This is a genomic window from Pedobacter petrophilus (assembly GCF_009674725.1).
In the GTDB taxonomy this organism is placed as follows: domain Bacteria; phylum Bacteroidota; class Bacteroidia; order Sphingobacteriales; family Sphingobacteriaceae; genus Pedobacter; species Pedobacter petrophilus.
The window spans coordinates 45109-65612 of the sequence record NZ_WKKH01000028.1 but is presented as its reverse complement, the minus strand read 5'-3'; the positions used below and the strand labels follow the sequence as shown (position 1 = coordinate 65612).

General features: G+C 38.7%; 17 protein-coding genes and 1 other RNA gene. 6 read left to right on the top strand and 12 right to left on the bottom strand.

Annotated elements, in window-relative coordinates:
• Window positions 1-64 precede the first annotated feature (64 nt).
• Window positions 65-349, top strand: coding sequence for a M13-type metalloendopeptidase (locus GJU39_RS24320; RefSeq protein WP_379104799.1), 285 nt, complete (start codon window positions 65-67; stop codon window positions 347-349).
• A 440-nt stretch (window positions 350-789) separates the two neighbouring features.
• Here the strand turns inward: GJU39_RS24320 and GJU39_RS16365 are convergent, their stop codons facing one another.
• Window positions 790-1770 (bottom strand): NmrA/HSCARG family protein, encoded by a 981-nt coding sequence (locus GJU39_RS16365; RefSeq protein WP_209437662.1) that lies wholly within the window; start codon window positions 1768-1770, stop codon window positions 790-792.
• A gap of 93 nt (window positions 1771-1863) precedes the next feature.
• Here GJU39_RS16365 and GJU39_RS16360 point away from each other — a divergent pair, with 93 nt between their 5' ends.
• Window positions 1864-2241, top strand: coding sequence for a winged helix-turn-helix transcriptional regulator (locus GJU39_RS16360; RefSeq protein WP_154282060.1), 378 nt, complete (start codon window positions 1864-1866; stop codon window positions 2239-2241).
• A gap of 153 nt (window positions 2242-2394) precedes the next feature.
• On the opposite strand, the gene GJU39_RS16355 is transcribed toward GJU39_RS16360, so the two are convergent.
• Both GJU39_RS16355 and GJU39_RS16350 read right to left on the bottom strand, forming a co-directional pair.
• A complete protein-coding gene (locus tag GJU39_RS16355) occupies window positions 2395-2781 on the bottom strand; it encodes a hypothetical protein (protein WP_154282059.1) in 387 nt (128 codons plus the stop codon).
• Between the two features lie 145 nt (window positions 2782-2926).
• Window positions 2927-4165 (bottom strand): PQQ-dependent sugar dehydrogenase, encoded by a 1239-nt coding sequence (locus GJU39_RS16350; RefSeq protein ID WP_154282058.1) that lies wholly within the window; start codon window positions 4163-4165, stop codon window positions 2927-2929.
• Between the two features lie 1154 nt (window positions 4166-5319).
• Between GJU39_RS16350 and GJU39_RS16345 the strand changes: the two genes are divergently transcribed.
• Complete coding sequence (locus tag GJU39_RS16345; protein ID WP_154282057.1) at window positions 5320-6042, top strand: RluA family pseudouridine synthase; 723 nt, start codon at window positions 5320-5322, stop codon at window positions 6040-6042.
• A 77-nt stretch (window positions 6043-6119) separates the two neighbouring features.
• Entirely contained in the window at window positions 6120-7910 is a 1791-nt protein-coding gene (locus GJU39_RS16340; RefSeq protein ID WP_154282056.1) for a chloride channel protein, read from the top strand.
• A gap of 146 nt (window positions 7911-8056) precedes the next feature.
• Here the strand turns inward: GJU39_RS16340 and GJU39_RS16335 are convergent, their stop codons facing one another.
• The 8 genes from GJU39_RS16335 to GJU39_RS16305 form a co-directional block, all read right to left on the bottom strand.
• Window positions 8057-9466, bottom strand: a complete 1410-nt coding sequence (locus GJU39_RS16335) for a sigma-54-dependent transcriptional regulator (protein WP_154282055.1) — start codon at window positions 9464-9466, stop codon at window positions 8057-8059.
• A 258-nt stretch (window positions 9467-9724) separates the two neighbouring features.
• Window positions 9725-10105: RNase P RNA component class A (gene rnpB, locus GJU39_RS16330), an RNA gene on the bottom strand.
• 48 nt (window positions 10106-10153) lie between these two features.
• Entirely contained in the window at window positions 10154-10576 is a 423-nt protein-coding gene (locus tag GJU39_RS16325; protein WP_154282054.1) for a c-type cytochrome, read from the bottom strand.
• A gap of 111 nt (window positions 10577-10687) precedes the next feature.
• Window positions 10688-11338, bottom strand: a complete 651-nt coding sequence (locus tag GJU39_RS16320; RefSeq protein ID WP_154282053.1) for an SCO family protein — start codon at window positions 11336-11338, stop codon at window positions 10688-10690.
• A gap of 173 nt (window positions 11339-11511) precedes the next feature.
• Window positions 11512-11967: a hypothetical protein gene (locus GJU39_RS16315; RefSeq protein ID WP_154282052.1), complete on the bottom strand. Its 456-nt coding sequence runs from the start codon at window positions 11965-11967 to the stop codon at window positions 11512-11514.
• Between the two features lie 77 nt (window positions 11968-12044).
• A complete protein-coding gene (locus GJU39_RS23610; protein ID WP_209437661.1) occupies window positions 12045-12185 on the bottom strand; it encodes a hypothetical protein in 141 nt (46 codons plus the stop codon).
• A 293-nt stretch (window positions 12186-12478) separates the two neighbouring features.
• Window positions 12479-12793 carry a hypothetical protein gene (locus tag GJU39_RS16310; RefSeq protein ID WP_154282051.1) on the bottom strand — a complete coding sequence of 105 codons (315 nt, stop codon included), beginning with the start codon at window positions 12791-12793 and terminating at the stop codon, window positions 12479-12481.
• A 564-nt stretch (window positions 12794-13357) separates the two neighbouring features.
• Window positions 13358-15094, bottom strand: a complete 1737-nt coding sequence (locus GJU39_RS16305) for a phospho-sugar mutase (protein WP_154282050.1) — start codon at window positions 15092-15094, stop codon at window positions 13358-13360.
• 262 nt (window positions 15095-15356) lie between these two features.
• Here GJU39_RS16305 and GJU39_RS16300 point away from each other — a divergent pair, with 262 nt between their 5' ends.
• Both GJU39_RS16300 and lysA read left to right on the top strand, forming a co-directional pair.
• Window positions 15357-16670 carry an aspartate kinase gene (locus GJU39_RS16300; RefSeq protein WP_154282049.1) on the top strand — a complete coding sequence of 438 codons (1314 nt, stop codon included), beginning with the start codon at window positions 15357-15359 and terminating at the stop codon, window positions 16668-16670.
• A gap of 318 nt (window positions 16671-16988) precedes the next feature.
• A complete protein-coding gene (gene lysA / locus GJU39_RS16295; RefSeq protein WP_154282048.1) occupies window positions 16989-18161 on the top strand; it encodes a diaminopimelate decarboxylase in 1173 nt (390 codons plus the stop codon).
• Between the two features lie 76 nt (window positions 18162-18237).
• Here the strand turns inward: lysA and GJU39_RS16290 are convergent, their stop codons facing one another.
• The gene (locus GJU39_RS16290; RefSeq protein ID WP_154282047.1) at window positions 18238-20487 is read right to left on the bottom strand and encodes a TonB-dependent siderophore receptor; all 2250 of its coding nucleotides are present in this window, start codon (window positions 20485-20487) and stop codon (window positions 18238-18240) included.
• Window positions 20488-20504 lie beyond the last annotated feature (17 nt).

The window sequence follows — 20504 nt, the reverse complement described above, 5'->3', positions numbered from 1 at the left end:
TTCTGCTTTTTTCAAGCAACAACTCTGGGGGTCAATTTAAAATTGGCGAAAGGGGGTCAAATTTATTGGTATATGCACTTATCAACTTTATCTCAAAGAAAATAAGGAAAATTCCCCTGCTTTGGGTGGCTATACTGGTGACCAAAGGTATTTCCTTTCATTGGCTCAGGTTAGCCGTACGCTCTATTCACCAGAAGCGTCCCGTATGAACCTTAGGGACTATCATTCGCCTGCTGAGTATCGCGTAAATGGTGTTGTTAGGAACATGGATGCTTGGTACGATGCCTTTTCCATTGATTCCAAAAATAAGCTATTCTTGCCGCCAGCTGGGCGTGTACGAATATGGTAGGTTTTAATAGAATACATGATGTTGATATTATTTGGTAAAAAAAATAACCAAATAATAGCTATATTGTATTAAACAAATTGTTCTTTCAAAACTAGTCAAATCATATCAAAATAACTGGTGCCCACATTGAAATGTTGATTATATAATTTTAATAACCTGCTTATCTAGTACCGATTGGATTAATAGATCATTATCCCAGCGGGATCACACCAAAGACTATCAAGACGTATAAAACCCTGCAATCGCACGATTAGCAGGGTTTTTGCTTTTAGGGAAAAACCTTAAATTTATACAGAATCTCATATAAAAAGAGATTAATTCAGTGTAAACTTTCTCCGTGAATTATAATAGTGCGCTGGCTTTGGTCGAAGGCATTTCGCAGCCCCCATCCAGAGTGTTTGAATTATACGGGCATTCAATAAGCCTTTATTCATAAAGTATTAAAATGATAGCCTTTCACCCCGCCAGCCAGTAGTTCGCAAAAATTGTTCCCAATTAAGGCTGTTATCGTTCACCTGCCGGCTCCATAGCAGATCACGGTCTTTACTAAAATAATCATATTCAACTGCGTATTCCGCCATTCCCAGAATCTCACTAACCAAAAGCTCATTATCGCTAAATTCCGGGAAATGGTGAAGCATTTCGGCTCTTGTAAATGCTGAACTATACACAGCCTTCTTTCCCGTAACGCGGACAAAAGTATCTACCATTTCCTGGGGGGAGATCATATCGCCTATTACCGGCAAAGACTTACCGGCATAATATTCAGGATGTGAAAAAATCTCCAGTACAGCTGGTCCGGTGGCCGTAAGGGGGTCTACAAATGGCGCTCGGAAATCCTTTGGTAAATAAATAGGGAATACCAGTGTGTCGCCCTCCATGCGGGGAGGGTAAAACTCCAGAAGATTGGTGTAGAAAAAAGCCATGTAGATAAACGAGCTTGTGATTGGAAGCGTACGTATATACTCTTCAATTTTAGCCTTATCTGTAAAATGGGGAGCAAACTTTTTCCCTTCCGTAATTTTATTTACATTTTCCAGACTGCTAAAGATAACGTGCTGCACCCCTGCTTCAACGGCTGCATCGGCTAGTTGTATACCCAATTCCATCTCATGGGTTTGCGGAGGAGCAATGCCTGGTGTCATCATGAAAATACCATATGATCCCCGGAATGCTTCCACGAAATCTTTTTTATAGCCCAGATTAAGCGGTAAACTAACGAGTTCAGCTCCTTGTTCGGCCAAGCTCCGGGCGTCCGGAGAATCAATCCTCCGGGTAATCCCACGTACGCGATACCGCCCGCTATCTAACAGCGTACGTGCTGCACTCAGTCCCTGTTTACCCAAAACACCAACAATAGTGATCAGGGGTTTATCTTTTTGTTCAATTGCCTCCATTGCTTTCCAATCTGATTTCATCATTTATTAATAACTATAAAAATTATAGTTGCAAAAGTATTTTTAGTATGATAGATTTGCAATAACTATCGAAAACGATAGGTCAAAAATTATTGTATGAAAACAGAATGTATTGCTGATCATGTAAAACTAAATGGAAAAATTTACCCATGTACGGTAAGCCTTGCGATGGATTTGATAGGTGGCAAATGGAAAGCGGTGATCTTATATCATCTAAAGGACACTGAAAAGCGTTATAACGAGCTTCGAAAAGAAGTACCGCATATCACTGAAATGACATTGAGTTTACAGTTAAAACAATTAGAAAAAGATGGCCTGGTATCAAGAAAAGTATATGGTAAAAAGCCTCCTATTAAAGTTATTTACAGTCTTACAGATTTTGGAAAAACATTTATACCTGTTTTAGATACAATTACTATATGGGGAAATCAGATCGCATCAGAAAAAGGTGAATTTGTAATGGATACAATTTGATGATTAAAATATCATCGGTATCGCGTTCTCAGACTATTTTATACAGGTGTGTCTATAGCATTCTCAAAAATTTTTATAAACTTCTGCCAAATTCAGCTACGCTGGCTAATATTTTCTAAATCTTGAAATTCAATGGAGTTTCTACTTAAATAGCTATTTTATTGCCCTGGTTGCTTTATCGAAAGAGAATATTAAACTTTTCTGATCTACTTTAGCGAGTGGAATTTCATGCATGTCTTTTCCATTTCCGGTAGTAAAATAAACGGTAGCCTTTTCAGTTTTTCCTTTTTCCATCCCTTCTTCAAATAAAGCGATGCCAAATAAGGTAGTATCTTTTTTAGAGGAAGCATTAATACTTACTGTACCCAGATCATATTTGCCATTATTTTTTAACGTGATTACGCCATCTTTATAAGTATAGGTAAGCCCTCTAATGGTTGCCAGGTATGTTTTATTCTTGCTGGTAACCGGTTGATAGGTTTGTGCAGCAGCTGAAAAGCCGGCAATCAGAAGGAGGGAGGCAAAGGCGATTTTTTTCATTATTGTGGTAAAACTACCAGAAAAGGAAAGAATTTCAAAGTGCCGTAAGTAACATTATGTTGAATACCGCTTAGTCTTTATAGAAAAAGCGCGCATGGATTGAAGTCCGCTACGCGCTTTAAACTTAATAATTTCTCTATTTTATCTATAATCTGTCAATTCGGTAGAGCCTGCCACCATCGGTAACAGCATAAAGGGCATTATCTTTACCCTGGGTAATGTCTCTGAAACGTTGGCCTTCACTGGCAAGAAGCCTTTCTTCTCCAACTATGCGATTGTTTGCAATGATCAGCCTGGCAATGTGGGTTGCGCTGAGTGAAGCAATAAAAAGGTTGTTTTGCCATTCGGAAATTCGGGTTCCGCTATAGAAAGTCATGCCGCTTGGTGAAATTACAGGATCCCAGTAATACGCAGGCTGCTCGAGTCCGTTTTGTTGCTGGATAGCCGAGCCAATTGCTGCGCCACTGTATTCTATGCCGTAGGTAATGGTTGGCCAGCCATAGTTTCGGCCGCCTTGTAAACGGTTCAATTCATCGCCACCGCGAGGGCCATGTTCACTTTGCCAAATTTCTCCGGTAACGGGATGCAGGGCAAGTCCCTGTGGATTTCGGTGGCCAATACTATAGAGTTCTGGCAAGGCACCTCCTGTAGAAAAGGTTGGATTTCCGGCGGCCGGCTGTCCATTGGTGTTAATGCGGATAACTTTTCCAAGCCCTGCAGTTACCGATTGAGCCAGAGGTCTGGTGGCAAGGTCTGAACGCTCTCCCGTGCTTATGATCAGGTTCCCAGTACGATCAAACAAGATGCGCCCACCATAATGTAGCGTTCCATTGTAGGCCGGGCCGGCGCGATAAATAACGGTGGCATTTTCAATTGTTTGCTCATTTGCTGCAAGTTTTCCTTTAGCAACAGACGTTTGTGTACCGCCAGCTACATTTTCTGAAAATACCCAGTATACCATTCTGTTGCTGGTGAACTGCGGATCGATGCAAAGCCCTAACAAACCACCCTGCCCGTTAGCGTTAACTGCCGGAAGGCCCGTAATGGCATTACTTAATACCCCGCTGGTGGTTGCAATACGCATGGTACCCGCCTTTTGTGTAATTAATAGTCTTCCATCAGGTAATGCGGTGATTCCCCATGGCGCCGTAAGGGTAGTGGCAATAGCGGTGCCTTGAAAGGCCGTACTGGTACGAACAGCCCCAACTCTGGTTTGGCCAATAAAGGCCGGCTTATAACTCGTGTTCGGTGGATTGGTTTCTACTCCCGGCCCCTCCGCTATGGGAACGATTTCGGGATCTGTTTCCACTATTTCGCCCTTCGAACAGGCGGCTGCCATTAGCACGAAGCTGGCAACAATAATCAGGTTAAGCTTTTTTTTCATGGTAGTGATTTTTAGTTTTCCGATTGTTTACTAAGTAGTTAACAGTTTATAATGGCTTTCGTTTGAAATATGATTTTTGGAATGTGATAAATATTTCTTATTCTCTTTTATTCTTTTCACCGTTATGTAGAGGCATTATGGAGCCCTGCGTTTTTTATGTACTGGCTGGCCGCCGAAGGGCTCTAAACCGAGCTTTTCAGCGAGCTTATGAATACCATTAAAAACATAAACACCAGATGAATAACTCAAAGGCTTGGATCTGATGTCGGATAAAATCGTTAAGCTTATTTCGGCAGCACAAGTTCCCGATGAAGGATCAGGATGGACGCACTGCCTTGGGTTGTGGGTAATGAAAGTTTGTGCTCGAAGCTTTAACGTTTTCTCCTTCCATCATTTCTGAGGCCGGAGCAGGGGGGCAATAGCAGGGTTCGGCTTTGGATTTATACGGTTCTTGATGTTAGTACAGGCTATCTTGCAATAATATGAACGGTGGATTAAAACGGTCGTCTTCCTGAACTTGTTTCAGGATCTATCTTTAACATCATCTTCCCAGACCGGAGAGCAGGGTGTCCATAGCGGGGTGCTATCAATAAATTGTCATTCTGAATTTATTTCAGAACCTATGTTGTAAATAAAAGATGCTGAATCAGGTTCATCAGGACGATCGAGGGTTTAAAGTAAAATCGTCCTTGCGAAGCCAATTTTTCATTGGCTGAAGCAATCTTTTTTGCTATACTATTTTGGCCAGAGATCTTATGACGATTTTTAATGTCTTTTAGTTGTTAAGTCTTCATCTGCCATTTTTATTGGTTAAGTTTACATATAAGGCATCGAAGATAATATAAGCCAGGCTTGTAATTTAGAAAAGTAAATGTTTGGTTTAAGTAAAATCAGGCCATCGATCATATTTTTCTGCACCTTATTACTGGGGCAGGGTTTGATGCGGGAACATCTCTTGTTAGCACACTACAATAACCCAACCCTGATCTGCGTTTATCCTTTTCATCTGTGGTTAATTTTTCAATCGTGCTACCCTCATCTGTGTTCATCCTTCGCATCTGTGGTTTAATTCTTGAGTAAATCCTTTCCTTCAGCTTAATCCCTTAGCAATAAAAATAAAATTGTATTTTTGCGGCTTATTAATATTTTTCAGATTGAAGTATCCAAATTTTAAAGACCTTATCCTTTTTGAAGACAACGATTTTATCGTGATCAACAAACCACCATTTCTTGCCTCGCTTGATGAAAGAGGTGGATCTGGTGAAACCAATGTGTTGCGTTTAGCGAAACTGTATAGCGATGACGCACAAGTGTGCCACCGTTTGGATAAGGAAACTTCCGGAGCTTTAATTATTGCAAAAAATCCTGAGGCTTACCGTCATGCATCAATGCAGTTCGAACGCAGAAAGGTTAATAAAACCTATCATGCAGTGGTTGATGGCCATGTAATTTTCGATAAATTATTAGTGGATTTACCAATTTTAAATGATGGAAATAAAAATGTAACGATTGATCGTGCCGAAGGCAAAAGAGCAGAAACGATTTTTGATTCATTAAAATATTATAAGCATTATACACTGGTAGAATGTAAGCCGATTACCGGCAGAATGCACCAGATCCGAATCCACCTGGCTACGCAAAGAGCTGCCATTGTTGGAGATGATATGTATAAAGGTAAGCCAGTCTTTTTATCATCCATTAAACGTGGATATAAATTAACCAAAGGTGAAGATGAACAGCCAATTATGAAACGTTTTGCTTTACATGCAAGGCATTTGGTTTTTAAAGGATTGGATGACCAGGACATTGTTATTGACGCTCCATACCCAAAGGATTTTGCCACTTTAATTAAGCTTTTAGATAAGTTTGACGCATAATAATTGAATTAAAGATTGTCTGCACAATCTGTTTTAACTACATTTGGAACAATCACTCTCTATTAAAATTCGATAGAATGTATATCCGTTTTGTAAATTACCTTGATAAAGTTAACCAATACAGAAAGTCAAAAATATCAAACCGTAATTTTCTGATCGTACTGGCAGTAATCGTTGGTATTCTTGCCGGACTTGCGGCAGCTGCAATTAAAAGTTTAACCCATCATATTGAAGAATTTCTTCAATCAGACTGGCATTGGAAATACAAGTATTACCTGTACTTTATTTTTCCAATGATTGGTATTTTCCTTACTGTTTTATATATTAAATATTTCATCAGGAGAAGCAAGTTCGAAACCGGGTTAACACCTTTGCTTTATGCCATCTCAAAAAAATCAAGCAGGGTAGAGGCCCATAACATTTATTCTCAAATCATTACTGCGGCCATTACGGTTGGTTTCGGTGGGTCAACAGGCCTGGAAGCGCCTATTGTTACGAGTGGTTCTGCAATAGGGTCGAATCTGGGTCGCTTTTTAGGCTTGTCTTACCGTGAAATTACCATGCTGGTGGCCTGTGGTGCGGCGGCCGGTATAGCCGGCGCTTTTAACAGTCCCGTGGCCGGAATCGTTTTCGCTATTGAAATTCTTTTGCCAGAATTTACCATTCCGGCTTTTATTCCTTTGTTATTATCTGCGGCAACAGCGGCAGTAGTGGCCAGGATATTTTATACCCAACAATTATTTTTCCTCGTAACGGAAGGCTGGCAAATTAATGCCTTGTTTTATTATGTGTTACTGGCGGGATTAATTGGTTTGTTCTCCATCTATTTTACAAAAGCCAATTATGCTGTAAAGGGTTTATTCTATAAAATTAAAAATCCTTACACCAAGGTAATTGTTGGTGGCCTGATGCTTGGGGTTCTGGTTTTTCTTTTCCCAACACTTTATGGTGAAGGTTATATTACCATGAAAAACCTGTTAAGGGGAGAGTATTTGGCCGTAATTAACAACAGTATTTTTGAAGATTATAATACTATTGCGCCTTTAGTTATTTTATTTACAGTGGTAACCATTTTCATGAAATCGCTGGCAACGTTAATTACTTTGGGTGCTGGCGGCAATGGGGGCACCTTTGCACCGAGCTTGATTATGGGCGGCCTAATTGGTTTTATTTTCGCATACATGGTTAACCTTTCAGGTTTAGCACATCTAAACGTATCTAACTTCATCGTAGCCGGAATGGCCGCTGCTCTTGGATCTATTATGCATGCACCCCTTACCGGAATTTTCCTGATTGCAGAGATCACGGGTGGCTACATATTAATGGTGCCGCTGATGATTACCACTGCTATTTCTTATGCCATTAATCGAAGCGCTCAGAAGCATTCTATCTATACAAAGGTACTTGCCGATAAAGGTGAATTGCTTTCTCATGAGGATAAGGATACAACAGTTTTAAACCAGATGAAATTAAAATACCTGATTGAAAAAACTTATCCTCAGCTACAGATGGATGATTCGATTGCTGCAAAGATGAATGAAATCGTTCAATCACATAAAAATATTTGTGCCGTTACAGATGAGGTTGGCGATTTTAAAGGTATTATCTACGTAGAAGAATTGTTTAGCGCAATGGTTAACAATCCGGATAAACTAAATCTGTTAGCTACAGATTTAGTTCAGCTGGCACCCAATACCATCAGGGAAAACGACGATTTAAAAGTGGTGTTACAAAAAATGGAACAAGATAATGTTTGGCTTTTGCCAGTAATTGATGAGGCGAACCGTTATAAGGGCTTTGTTTCAAAAACTGCGATATTCAATAAGTATAGAGCACTGCTAATGAGGCAAAATGACTATATGAGTTAAACCACAATCTTAAGAAGAAACTTTTAGTGCATAATATTATCACCAGAAAAGCAGGATTATTTCCTGCTTTTCTGGTGATAGATTAATCCATCGAAATATTTCATGCACTAACAAATTACATTGCCTGAGATTGATTCTCTTGGCAGCTAGGCGGTATCTCTTTTTAACCCGAACTTCTCAATCTTGCTGTATAAGTGACTTCTTTGAATATTAATTTCGTCAGCAGTTTTGGATACGTTCCAGTTGTTTTTCTCAAGCTTAAATTTGATAAATTCTTTCTCAGCATGGTCTTTATAATCCTGGAAATTATTAAAGCTATCAAAAGAAGATGACATGCCAGAACCACCACTGGCACCTGCAATTTGAGTGCTGGTTGCCGCGCCGATGTTTGTACCGCCACCTGGATTAGCAAAGGCACGAACGTCATTTTCAGTAATTACTTTATCGCTTAAAATAATTAAACGCTCGATCATATTATGTAACTCCCGTACATTACCCGTCCATGGTAAAGCCTGCAATGCGGCCATTCCGCTGTCGTTAATTTTTTTAACAGGCATTCCGTAATCGCTGCAAATACTTTCTAAAAAGTTTTGGGCAATCACCGGGATATCATCTGTACGTTCTGTTAAATGCGGAAGATGGATATTAATTACGTTTAAACGGTGGTACAAATCCATCCGGAAATTACCGTCTTCAATTTCTTTAAGCAAATCTTTATTGGTTGCCGCCAGTACGCGAACGTTAACTTCAATTTCTTTTTCACCGCCTACGCGGGAGATTTTATGTTCCTGCAAGGCACGCAGCACTTTTGCCTGCGCCGAGAGACTCATATCGCCAATCTCATCCAAAAATAATGTTCCGCCGTTGGCCAGTTCAAATTTACCAATCCGCTGTTTTACTGCAGAGGTAAAGGAACCTTTTTCATGACCAAATAGCTCACTTTCAATTAATTCTGAAGGGATAGCGGCACAATTTACTTCGATTAACGGATTATCAGCACGATTAGATTTTTCATGTAACCACCTCGCCACTAATTCTTTACCACTACCATTTGCACCAGTAATTAAAACACGGGCTTCAGTAGGTGCAACACGTTCTATGGTTTCTTTAATTTTGGAGATACTTTCTGACTTACCCAAAATCTCTCTGGTTTTGCTGGCCTTACGCTTTAAAACCTTTGTTTCGGTAACTAAATTTCCACGGTCTAAACCATTACGAACAGTGATTAGTAAACGATTTAAATCTGGTGGTTTGGAGATAAAATCAAAAGCACCTTTTTTACTGGCTTCAATGGCGGTTTCAATCGTTCCGTGACCAGAAATCATGATGAAAGGTAGATCGGGTTTCAGTAATTGCGCCTGTTCAAGCACTTCCATACCATCCATCTTATTCATTTTGATATCGCAGAGTACCAGGTCGAAATTTGTCCTTTTGATCATTTCAAGGCCGTCGATACCGTTATCGATATCTTCAACGTCATAATTTTCGTACTCCAAAATTTCGCGTAAGGTACTTCTTATTGCTCGCTCATCATCAATAATTAATAGTTTGGCCATTTAGTGTTTATTCTAGTTGAATGCGAAGATATTATTTTTAAATTAATGTATACTTTTTCCTACAATAATTATGGCTATAAACGGTAAATCAATAAAAATGTTTCAATCTATTTATAATCGCCAATTGTCTTTTTAATAGATTTAAGAACCGTTCTGTAAAGTCACTGATGGTCAGGTAAAAAAACGTATGACCTGTATTCATCTACTGCTTTAGAGTATAGATTCGAATCAAATATATCAATTGATGTTAGGAAAGTAAAAAAATGCAGGTCTATAAGCCGGGTTCTGTTTTCTGATTGCTCAGAACTTCTATCATTAATCCAGTATAAATGTTGCCATTTATCTCTAACGACCTACCCACTAACATCGGACGGGCAGCCCTACATGCGTTAGCCTATTTGGTCTTTCAACTCCCGGGGTTTACAAACCACTACAGTCGCCTGCAATGCTCGTGCGCTCTTACCGCACGTTTTCACCCTTATCCTAACTTTACATTAAGACGGTATATTTTCTGTTGCACTAATCCGTGATTCAGGTTTTCATTCCTCAATCCCTTTCCGTTAGAAAGCGGGATGCCCTGCGTTGCCCGGACTTTCCTCTCTTCCGATAAATCGAAACAGCGATAGAACAACCTGCATTTTGCGCAAATATGCTTGTTTTTAATTAAAAAGACAGCAAGAATTTTGATTATTTACAATTCTGTAATTGAATAGAAACCTTGCTATAAGGAACAAAGCCCTGATTGTTTCCAAATGAGTTGGTAATGTAAACCATTACCTGGGCTACATCTATATCAGCTAATTCCGGAAAAGCCGGCATTTTTTCCTTGTACGTTTTTCCATTAATAACAATAGATTCTTCAATTCCATTCCGGATTATACAGGCCAATCGCGTTTTATTGGTTTTTAAAAATAAAGTGTCTGTAAGGGGCGGAGCAAGCTGACCTAAACCTTCACCATTTTCCCCATGGCAATTCTGGCATTTGGTTCTATAAAGTTCCTTTCCGTTAGACATATAGTTTTGTAAATCGATGGTTTCCTGGTTTTGGCAGGATATGATTACAAAGATAACTGAAAATAGAAAGGCAATGGTGATGATGTATTTGCGCATAGATGGGTTGTTAAAATTAAATAACCGTCATTTCTGGCGTTAGCCGATAAATTTTGCAATTGGTTAGAAAGATTTCTCCGCTTCGGTCGAAATGACGATTATGGTTCAGGTTTACTTTTTATACTCTGTCAATAGAACCGGAATATCTTTTTTCAATTGTTCTACCTGGTCTTCTTTCGTACCATCATAAGCGCCCCGGATGCGTCTGTCTTTATCAATTAACACTAAATATCCCTGATGAATATAGCCGTCTTTTGCCGTGCTATCCTCGCCAACCGCCACCAGGTAATTCTTTTCGGCCAAGGTATAAACACTGTCCTTGCTTCCATAAAGAAATTGCCATTTGTCTCCATCCACACCGAGTTTTTGTGCATATTTTTTTAATACTGATGGTTTATCGTACTTAAAATCTATGGTATGCGATACAAACATTACATCTGGATTTGTTTTAAAATCATTATAAACCGTCATTAAGTTTCGGTGCATTGTCGGACAAATGGTGCTGCAAGATGTAAAAAAGAAATCTGCCACATAGACTTTTCCATCTGTGGCTTTGTTTGTGGTTACTATACTATCCTGGTTTAAAAACGACCAATTGGGAATGGTTTGATAAACTGTATCTATTTTCTCTACACCTGCTGCATCTCTAACCGTTTCTGCATGGCGCTCGCCGTAGAACGGAAGCTTTTTATCTTGTTTGCAAGATGAAAGTAGGGCAATGGATAGCATGCAAATTGCTATCGAAGAAATTATTTTATTCATGATTTTTTATTAATATGTAAATATACGACCTCTGTTTTGCAGAAGATAATTAAATGTAGTTTTGTTGCTTCATTCTATAATTGTGCTTATTTAAAAGGTCTCTGCAAAAGGGCGTTATTCCTTCTGCGGAGATGCTTTTAATTATTTAAAAGAACGATTTTTCAGGCAAAGCGCTAATGCTTATGGTGTTCCATATTCATTTTTGCTGCTGGTGCAATATTATACTTTTTCAAAACCGAGTCTGATGCTTTGGTTACTTTAATATAATCGTCTTCAACTTTTCTAATCTTCACCATTTCGGATTTATAATAGTCCAGATCTTCCTGTTCGTTTTTACCTTTGAACTCATCATTGAAGAGATGCATCCAATCCATCATCCGCTCATCAGCTTTATTTAAGCTCATGATCAGATCAGCCACTTTTGCTGAATCCTGCGGAGATTTTATCTTGTCAGATTTTAATACCGAATCTAACTTCATTTTGTTGGACATTACTTTTCCCCCATCGATCATCAGTTTATCGTGAATATTAAGAACTTCTTTTTTTACTGCTTTCGAATCTGGTGCTGTTTTGCAGGCGCTGAAAAGAAAAATGATCAGGCAAAATCCCAGTGTTATTGTGTTTTTCATATTAATTGTATTTAAAAATTATAAGTAATTTTGAGATAAACCTTACCTGCCCTCATAGGGTGATTGGTTTCAGCTTCTCAGGTGTTTTGTTGTATTCCAGCGCTTAGTGCCATATTTTTGTAGAAAGTATTTGCTCCAATCAGCCTTGCTAATTTAATACTGCTTACATCATATTTGAAGATGTTTATTTTAAAATCTTCTCCCTTTTGCATTTTCATAAGTAGGGGTATTTAAATTTAACACTGCTCCATTTAGCTGATGTTCGAACTCCGGTATACAGCTCAATTTGATATCTGAGGTAACTTCATCTGCATTTTTTTGCATGATAGGAGTATAACAGGGTATAACAATGCCAATAAGTATTGTGATAATTTCATTCTAATGAAAATTGGATAAGTGAAAAAATTTAGAGGATTTTTAATACGGTCGTCATGCTGAATTTAATTCGGCATCTGAATAGCAATAAAGACCCTGGAATGAATTCAGGGTGACGGCCAATAAATAAAATTACTTAAGCCATTTTCGGCGGATGAAAAATAGAAATGGAAAGGTCTTTGATTGTCTTTTCCAGATAAAGGCTTTCAGATTTGATTAGGAAATAGGGCAGGTGATGGTTGATTGCTAAAACCCGGAACTCAGGATCAGCTTCTACAATTCTCTTTAGCGTTTCCTGCGTTTGTTTATTCTTCCCATCTAAATCTTTCAATTTTTTAGCTAAGAAACATTGTCCATCGCAATGCAGTTCAGGATGTGCTTTATTGATACAAAATACCGAAGTAATATAATCCTTATTCATCTGATAAGCTGAATACACTATCAATTGCATATAGCAATTTGATATGGTACAGATCACCAGAAAAAATATAAGGGCTTTTTTAAACATTGTATTTAGGTTGCAAATGTACAAACGAAATTGGGAGTGGCAAAGAAAAAATAATCGGTTTAGTAAAGCCAATTATAAAAAAAAATTAGCCATTGACTTCAGTCAATGGCAATGTGTGTAATTGCGTAGGCTTTTGTGAGGGGAATTCAGAAAATTAGATTTAGGAAGTTATGATTTATCGATGCTGTTTTGAGGTCTAATTCATCGCTGTCAGTTTCAACTGACGCGGTAAAATTTCCAACAAGAATAAAAATTAGTTTTTGCAAAAGCTAGTTGAATCTTTAGCCATTGACTTCAGTCAATGGTAATGTGTGTAATTGCGTAGGCTTTTGTGAGGGAAATTCAGAAAATTAGATTTAGGAAGTTATGATTTATCGATGCTGTTTCGCGGTTTAATTCATCGCCGTCAGTTTCAACTGACGGGGTAAAAAAAACCACAGATGAAACATCATCTGTGGTCATAATTTATCTTTCGAAGAGATCCAACAAGATCTATAAATCTTCTTCCTAAGCTTGTAAATCTGCCATTACCGCTTTAATCTTATCACCTAATTCAGTATTCACCTTTTCAAAATCCTTACGATCTGCCAAAGGTGCATTTACGCTGCAATAGAATTTAATTTTTGGCTCAGTACCACTCGGACGTGCAGAAACGATGCTTCCATCTTCTGTAATGAATTGTAAAACATCTGAAGTTGGGTAATCCAGTTTTGTTACTTTTCCAGTTGCCAAATCAGTTTCCTGGCTTAATTCGTAATCTTTCAATACCGACACTTTAGAACCACCTAATGTAGCAGGGGGATTTTCCCTGAATTTCACCATCATGGCTTTAATTTCTTCCGCACCGGTTTTACCTTTTTTGGTAAGCGACACTAAATCTTCTTTGTATAAACCGTATTCTACATACATATCCAGCAAAGCATTATATAAGCTGGCACCTTTATCTTTGTAGTAGGCAGTCATTTCAGAAATAAATGCGGCAGAAACCACGGCATCTTTATCGCGAACTAAATCGCCGATCAGGTAACCATAGCTTTCTTCGCCACCGCCAATGAAATATTTCTTTCCTTCAAGCTCAGTCATCACCTGACCGATATATTTAAATCCTGTTAACGTGTTGTAATAAGTAACATCTTTTTTCTTAGCAATCTCTTCGATCAGGTTGGAAGTCACAATCGTTTTAACAATAAATTGATTGCCATCTAATTTACCTGCCTCCTGCCATGCTGTTAACAGGTAATTGATCAATAAACTTCCGGTTTGGTTCCCGTTTAATAATACCCATTCGCCTTCATTATCTTTCACTGCGATCCCCACACGGTCAGCATCCGGATCGGTGGCTAAAACTAAATCTGCATCAATCTCTTTAGCTTTATTCATCGCTAAGGTTAAGGCATCTTTTTCTTCAGGATTTGGATAAACAACGGTTGGGAAGTTACCATCTGGCTTGCTTTGCTCTTCTACAACCGTTACGTTGGTAAAACCAAACTGTGCCAAAGCTTTAGGCACTAAGGTAATTCCGGTTCCGTGGATAGGGGAGTAAACAATTTTTAAATCATGTTGTCTTTTAATCGACTCAGGAGAAATTGATAGCGCTGTAATACCATCAAGATACAATTTATCTACTGCTTCGCCGATCAACTCTATATTAGCTTCTACGCGATCAAACTTAACTTCATCTATACTCGTGATTTTGTTTACCTCATCGATTACCAATTTATCATCAGGAGAAGTAAACTGGCCACCATCTGCACCGTAAGCCTTATAGCCGTTATATTCTTTAGGATTGTGAGATGCCGTTAACATTACACCGCTTTTGCAACCGAAATGGCGCACGGCAAAAGAAAGCTCCGGCGTTGGTCTTAATTCTTCAAAAAAGTAAACATAAATACCATTTGCAGAAAAAACATCAGCAGTGATTTTAGCGAAATAATCAGAGTTATTGCGGCTATCGTGTGCAATAGCTACGCTGATTTTTTCGCCTGGATATTTATTATTTAAGTAGTTTGCCAACCCCTGAGTGGCCGTTCCAATGGTGTATTTATTGATCCGGTTTGAACCGGCACCCATGATGCCCCGTAAGCCACCAGTTCCGAATTCCAAACTTTTATAAAATGAATCGATGAGGTCTGTTGTTGCATTCTGATCAACTAAGGCTTGTATTTCTGCCTTTGTTTTCTCGTCGTAATTACCGCCTAACCATTGGTTAATGGTGGCTTGTGTAGATTGGTCAATTGCTTGCATTGAGCTTTTTTTTAATTAAATATCTCGTGTTGAACAAAATTTCGTAGATGAAGTTTGGCCGAAATACATTTATTTCGATTTATCCAAATTTTATTTTGTTGGGGATGTTGCTTTTAAGCTTGTTTTGCTTATTTTCACGCCCCGATACAATAATAAAGAAATTCCGGTATTAAAATAAAACCATCTTAACTTTTTCACATTCTAAAAGGAATTATGTAAAGTTTTGATAGTTTTTATCACAGGTAAAATAATAATTAAGTAGATGAAAATATTAAAATTTGGGGGTACGTCAGTTGGTAGTCCCGAGCGCATGACGAAGTTATTGGATATCATTAATCCAAATGAAGAACAGATTGTAGTGTTATCAGCCGTTTCTGGAACTACAAATAGTTTAGTGGAAATTTCTAATTATTTTTTATCCGGAGATAAGAAGAACGGAAGTACTGCCGTAGAAAATTTATATCAGAAATATAAGGATTTTGTAATTGAACTCTTGCCTGCTGCTGATTTTCAGGAGATGGGGAATGAAGTGATTGATTACCATTTCAGCTTTTTAGCGGTTTTAACCAATGATATTTTCACCCCGGTTGAAGAAAAAGTAGTATTGGCGCAAGGCGAATTATTATCTACCACTTTATATCATATTTATTTAAAGTCGATTGGAATTGAATCGGTGTTATTGCCGGCTTTGGATTTCATGAAAACAGATGAAGATAATGAGCCTGATATTCCATTTACCACTAAACATTTAACGCCACTTTTAGAACAGCATAAAGGGAATAAATTATTTATTACACAAGGATTTATTTGCCGAAATAGCTTTGGTGAGGTGGATAATTTGCGCCGCGGCGGAAGTGATTATACGGCCTCTTTACTAGGTGCTGCGATTTTAGCGGAAGAAGTTCAAATCTGGACAGACATCGACGGAATGCACAACAACGATCCAAGGGTGGTAAAAGGCACTAAACCAATTGCACAATTATCTTTTGATGAGGCGGCGGAGTTAGCATATTTTGGTGCAAAGATTTTGCATCCACAATCTGTTTTTCCTGCGCAGAAATATAAAATTCCGGTTCGTTTATTAAATACAATGGAACCATCGGCTGCCGGAACATTAATTACACACAATAGCGAAAAAGGAAAAATTAAATCCATCGCTGCAAAAGATGGCATCACAGCGATTCGTATTCAGTCTAGCCGGATGCTTTTGGCTTATGGTTTCTTACGTCGTGTTTTTGAGGTATTTGAGCGCTATAAAACGCCAATTGATATGATTACGACCTCTGAGGTTGCCGTTTCCTTAACCATTGATGAAACCGGAAATCTTCCGAAAATTATAGAAGAACTGGAAAGTTTTGGAACAGTTGAGGTAGATACCAATCACAGTATTGTGTGCGTAGTAGGTGATTTTGGTTCAGAAAAACATGGTTTTGCCAGCAGGGTTTTGGAAGGCTTAAAGCATATCCCGATCAGGATGATTTCTTATGGCGGAAGCAATTACAATGTTTCTCTATTGATTTTGAGCGAGTATAAAACGGAGGCTTTAAGAAGTCTGCACAATAGATTATTCGAATAACAGGTAAAAAGCACCGATTATGACCAGTAATCCGATAAGGAAATGAAAAGCCAGAAACCGAGATGGTAATAATTCACTTTTGTATTTCCTGTAAGAATTAAATAATCCTAAAGAAATAATGAGTACAATAAATATAGCTGCTACGATCTTCATTTTCTGATAAATAAGAGGAACAATACAATCAGGAGCAAAACGATAGAGAACCGGATTTTTCCATTGTATTGTTTTTGGGTAATTCTTCCATTCTTTAAATCGAGGTAATTACCGAAGTATACCAGCCCAAAAAATAAAATTAAAATTATAATAAGGAATTTGAACATGTTCGCCGATAAAGATATATCAAAGTTTAACAATATAGAAACCCCTTTTTACTATTATGATACTGATTTACTGCAAAAAACGCTTCGCACCTGTGCCGAGGCAGCAGCACCTTATCAGTTTCATATCCATTATGCTTTGAAAGCCAACTTCAATGCTGTTTTGCTCGAAGCGATTAAAGGCATTGGTTTTGGTGCAGATTGCGTGAGTGCCGGAGAAGTGAGAAGAGCAGTAGAGGTAGGTTTCGATCATCAGAAAATCGTTTTTGCAGGAGTAGGCAAATCTGATAAAGAGATTAACGAAGCCCTGGATCTGGATATTTTCTGCTTCAATGTAGAATCTATTCAAGAGTTAGAGGTGCTAAACGAACTCGCCGCTGCAAAAGGCAAAGTAGCACAGGTAGCTATTCGAATTAACCCTAATGTTGATGCCCATACCCATCACAACATCACCACTGGCTTAGATGAAAATAAGTTTGGAATCAATTCATGGGATTTACCTGAATGTGCTGAAACGTTAAAAGCATCTGCAAACCTGAAATTTATCGGGATCCACTTCCATATTGGTTCTCAAATTACCAACCTGGATGTTTATAAAAGCCTGTGCGTCAGGGTAAATGAGTTTGCAGCGTGGTTTGAAGATAAAGGCTTTACACTAAAAGTTTTAAATGTTGGTGGAGGTTTAGGTATCGACTATTACAACCCTGATTATCAGATTCCTGACTTTGAATCTTATTTCAAGATCTTTGATGAATTTCTGGATGTTAAAGCCAGCCAGGAAGTGCACTTCGAATTGGGAAGAGCGTTAGTCGGGCAATCGGCATCACTGATTACGAAAGCCTTATACATTAAAAACGGTAAAAAGAAAAACTTTGTCGTTTTAGATGCCGGCATGACAGAATTGATGCGCCCGGCTTTGTACCAGGCCTATCATAAAATAGAAAACCTTAGCCGGAAGTTGGAAGTCGGAAGTCCTGAGTCTGACCTTATTAAATATGATATTGTAGGGCCAATTTGCGAAAGCACAGATTGTTTTGGTAAAGAAGTGGAGCAACCACAATCTTTTAGAGGTGATATTTTCGCCATCCGCAGTGCGGGTGCCTACGGAGAAGTTATGGCTTCTAATTATAATTTAAGAGATGCAGTAAGATCTGTTTACAGTAACGAGATCTAAGATTAATCGCGAATGTTGATTGCAAATCATATGATCTGCAACCAAAATTCGCGATTTCTAATTTGTTTTTATTGAATTAAAACCGGAGACCAACAGAAAACCTGATGTTAAAGGGTTCTCCTTCAACGAAGAAATAGTTATTTCCTGCATAAGGGAAATCAGTGGTAATATCCCCGGAAGAAATATAACGCTTGTTCGCCAGGTTATCTGCGATTACCCTAATCCAATATTTTGGATTTGTAAAACTCACGCCCGCATCAAATTTTGTATAGTTCGGCAAGAAAACATCCCGCTGGCTGATTGCCGAAAGTTTTGAAATACTGGTCTGTCCGGCACTTAGTGAAATTTTATTATAGCCCTTTAACGGAATAGTGTATTGAATCCAGGTATTAAATATTTGTTGAGGTACATCAGGCATTTTCTGGCCTATGATAGATGGATTGTCTGGTGTCGGGTCAAGATTATTGTCTTTAGTGATTTTCGCATCCACATAAGTGTAGTTTGCCACTAGCGAAAGGCGGTCGGTGATATTCCCAATCACATCAACTTCAATTCCGTTGCTCACCACTTCACCCAACTGCAGGTAATAAGCCGTAGCACCAGCCGCAGCGGTGTAACTTCTAAAATCTCTTGCAGATACATTTTGCTTGGCCGAGTGGAAACCGTTTATGGTAGTCAAAAACTTTCCGTTGAACCAATTCTTTTTGAAACCAAGATCGAAACTATTTCCAAGTTGAGGGTCAATAGGTTTTGTTCCGGTAACTGAGCGCTGTCCTGCTGTTGTGCCATCGGACGTTGCAGTGACAACCTGACCAGTTTGTGGAACGAAAGATTGATCATATAAAAAGTAGATGGAAGAGGTAGAATCCGGAGTAAAGGTTAATGCCAAACGGGGTGAAAAGGCGTGTTGCTTATAATAATCCGGCGCCCGCGGCCCTCTCGTTGTGGTTAAGATATTTTGATTTCGGTACTCCGTATATCGGGCTCCGACAGTTAACAGGAATTTATTAAAGGCGATGTTGTCATAAATGTATGCCGCGGTATAATGAATCTTATTTTCCTGCCTGATGGATCTTTTGGTTACCGCAACAGCATCCGGATCGACATCATAACTTGGGTTATTGCGGTCGAACGCGATTGAATTACTTCCGTAATAGGTTGAAAGAGAATCTTTTCCTGCAGTATAATCACCACCAACTAAGAGCGTGTGTTTAAACTCCCCGGTGTTGAATTTACCGTTCAGAAACAAATTGGTGTTATAGGTTTCACCTAGTATGTTTGAGTTGCTGGATATTCGCCTGGTTTTACCCGCATCAAAACTGATTGAGGTTCTGTTATTTGATGAGACCATATACCATTGTGTAGATGGGGCCTTAACGTAATTAGATTGAGAGGTTAGCTGCCAGTTCGAATTAAATTTGTGAACAGCTACGAATCTACCTGTATGCGTTTGTACAACACTCAGCGGAAGCCCGACACCTGCACTGTAATTCACACCTATAGGATCTTGCAACACATCATTATCCTGGCGAAGTTTATTGATTGATGAACCGTTTTTCACCTCGCCGCGAATGTAATTATATTCGGCAATGAGGTAAGTCTGCGGACTAAAATTATATTGAAGTACCGGAGCAATAACGTATTTCTCCGTTTTCATGTAATTAAGATAAGAGTTCTGACGCTGATAGGCAGCATTGAAGCGGTAAGAAAATCCTTTATCCAGCGCCTTACTGCCAACATCTACCGTAGACCTGAAAAGATTGTAGTTGCCTCCCGTAAGCTGTACGTTAAGTAGTTTTTCTTTTGGCGCTTTAGTGGAAATATTTAGTGTTCCACCAGGTTCGCCAACAGCACTGATAAATCCCGCCGGCCCTTTTATAAATTCCAGATTTTCAATTAAAGCTTCATCATCAAGCGTTGCACCAAGAACCAGTCGGCCCGGCATCCCGTTAATCGTAGTAGATGCATTAAATCCCCTGATTTTAATGGAAGCAGAATTGTCAAAAGGTGAACTATTGTATCCAAAATAGATTCCACTGGCATTCCGGGCCATATCTTTTAATTGAAAACTTCCCTGCTGCTGTATCAGTGCGGCAGAAATACTGATGATGTTTTGTGGCATCTGAAGCAGGGGAATCTGCATTCTTAAAGCAGCGGATAAAGTGTCCTTTCTTAATTTAGCAGCTTTCTTTACAGCAATGCTGATTTCTCTCAACTGCTGCGTTTTGTTAGAATCAAGGGTTGATTTTGTTTTGTTCTGCTGTTGTGCAAATAGTTGAGGAATGTAAATAAGGATAATAAAAGAGAGGTAAAGTTTTTTCTTCATTTTTGTGATTTTGTTAA

Bases quoted from the DNA above. Each gene is read 5' to 3' on its own strand.
- GJU39_RS16365 (WP_209437662.1), bottom strand. From the start codon at position 1,770: ATGATGAAATCAGATTGGAAAGCAATGGAGGCAATTGAACAAAAAGAT.
- GJU39_RS16360 (WP_154282060.1), top strand. From the start codon at position 1,864: ATGAAAACAGAATGTATTGCTGATCATGTAAAACTAAATGGAAAAATT.
- GJU39_RS16355 (WP_154282059.1), bottom strand. From the start codon at position 2,781: ATGAAAAAAATCGCCTTTGCCTCCCTCCTTCTGATTGCCGGCTTTTCA.
- GJU39_RS16350 (WP_154282058.1), bottom strand. From the start codon at position 4,165: ATGAAAAAAAAGCTTAACCTGATTATTGTTGCCAGCTTCGTGCTAATG.
- GJU39_RS16340 (WP_154282056.1), top strand. From the start codon at position 6,120: ATGTATATCCGTTTTGTAAATTACCTTGATAAAGTTAACCAATACAGA.
- GJU39_RS16335 (WP_154282055.1), bottom strand. From the start codon at position 9,466: ATGGCCAAACTATTAATTATTGATGATGAGCGAGCAATAAGAAGTACC.
- GJU39_RS16325 (WP_154282054.1), bottom strand. From the start codon at position 10,576: ATGCGCAAATACATCATCACCATTGCCTTTCTATTTTCAGTTATCTTT.
- GJU39_RS16320 (WP_154282053.1), bottom strand. From the start codon at position 11,338: ATGAATAAAATAATTTCTTCGATAGCAATTTGCATGCTATCCATTGCC.
- GJU39_RS16315 (WP_154282052.1), bottom strand. From the start codon at position 11,967: ATGAAAAACACAATAACACTGGGATTTTGCCTGATCATTTTTCTTTTC.
- GJU39_RS23610 (WP_209437661.1), bottom strand. From the start codon at position 12,185: ATGAAAATGCAAAAGGGAGAAGATTTTAAAATAAACATCTTCAAATAT.
- GJU39_RS16310 (WP_154282051.1), bottom strand. From the start codon at position 12,793: ATGCAATTGATAGTGTATTCAGCTTATCAGATGAATAAGGATTATATT.
- GJU39_RS16305 (WP_154282050.1), bottom strand. From the start codon at position 15,094: ATGCAAGCAATTGACCAATCTACACAAGCCACCATTAACCAATGGTTA.
- GJU39_RS16300 (WP_154282049.1), top strand. From the start codon at position 15,357: ATGAAAATATTAAAATTTGGGGGTACGTCAGTTGGTAGTCCCGAGCGC.
- lysA (WP_154282048.1), top strand. From the start codon at position 16,989: ATGTTCGCCGATAAAGATATATCAAAGTTTAACAATATAGAAACCCCT.
- GJU39_RS16290 (WP_154282047.1), bottom strand. From the start codon at position 20,487: ATGAAGAAAAAACTTTACCTCTCTTTTATTATCCTTATTTACATTCCT.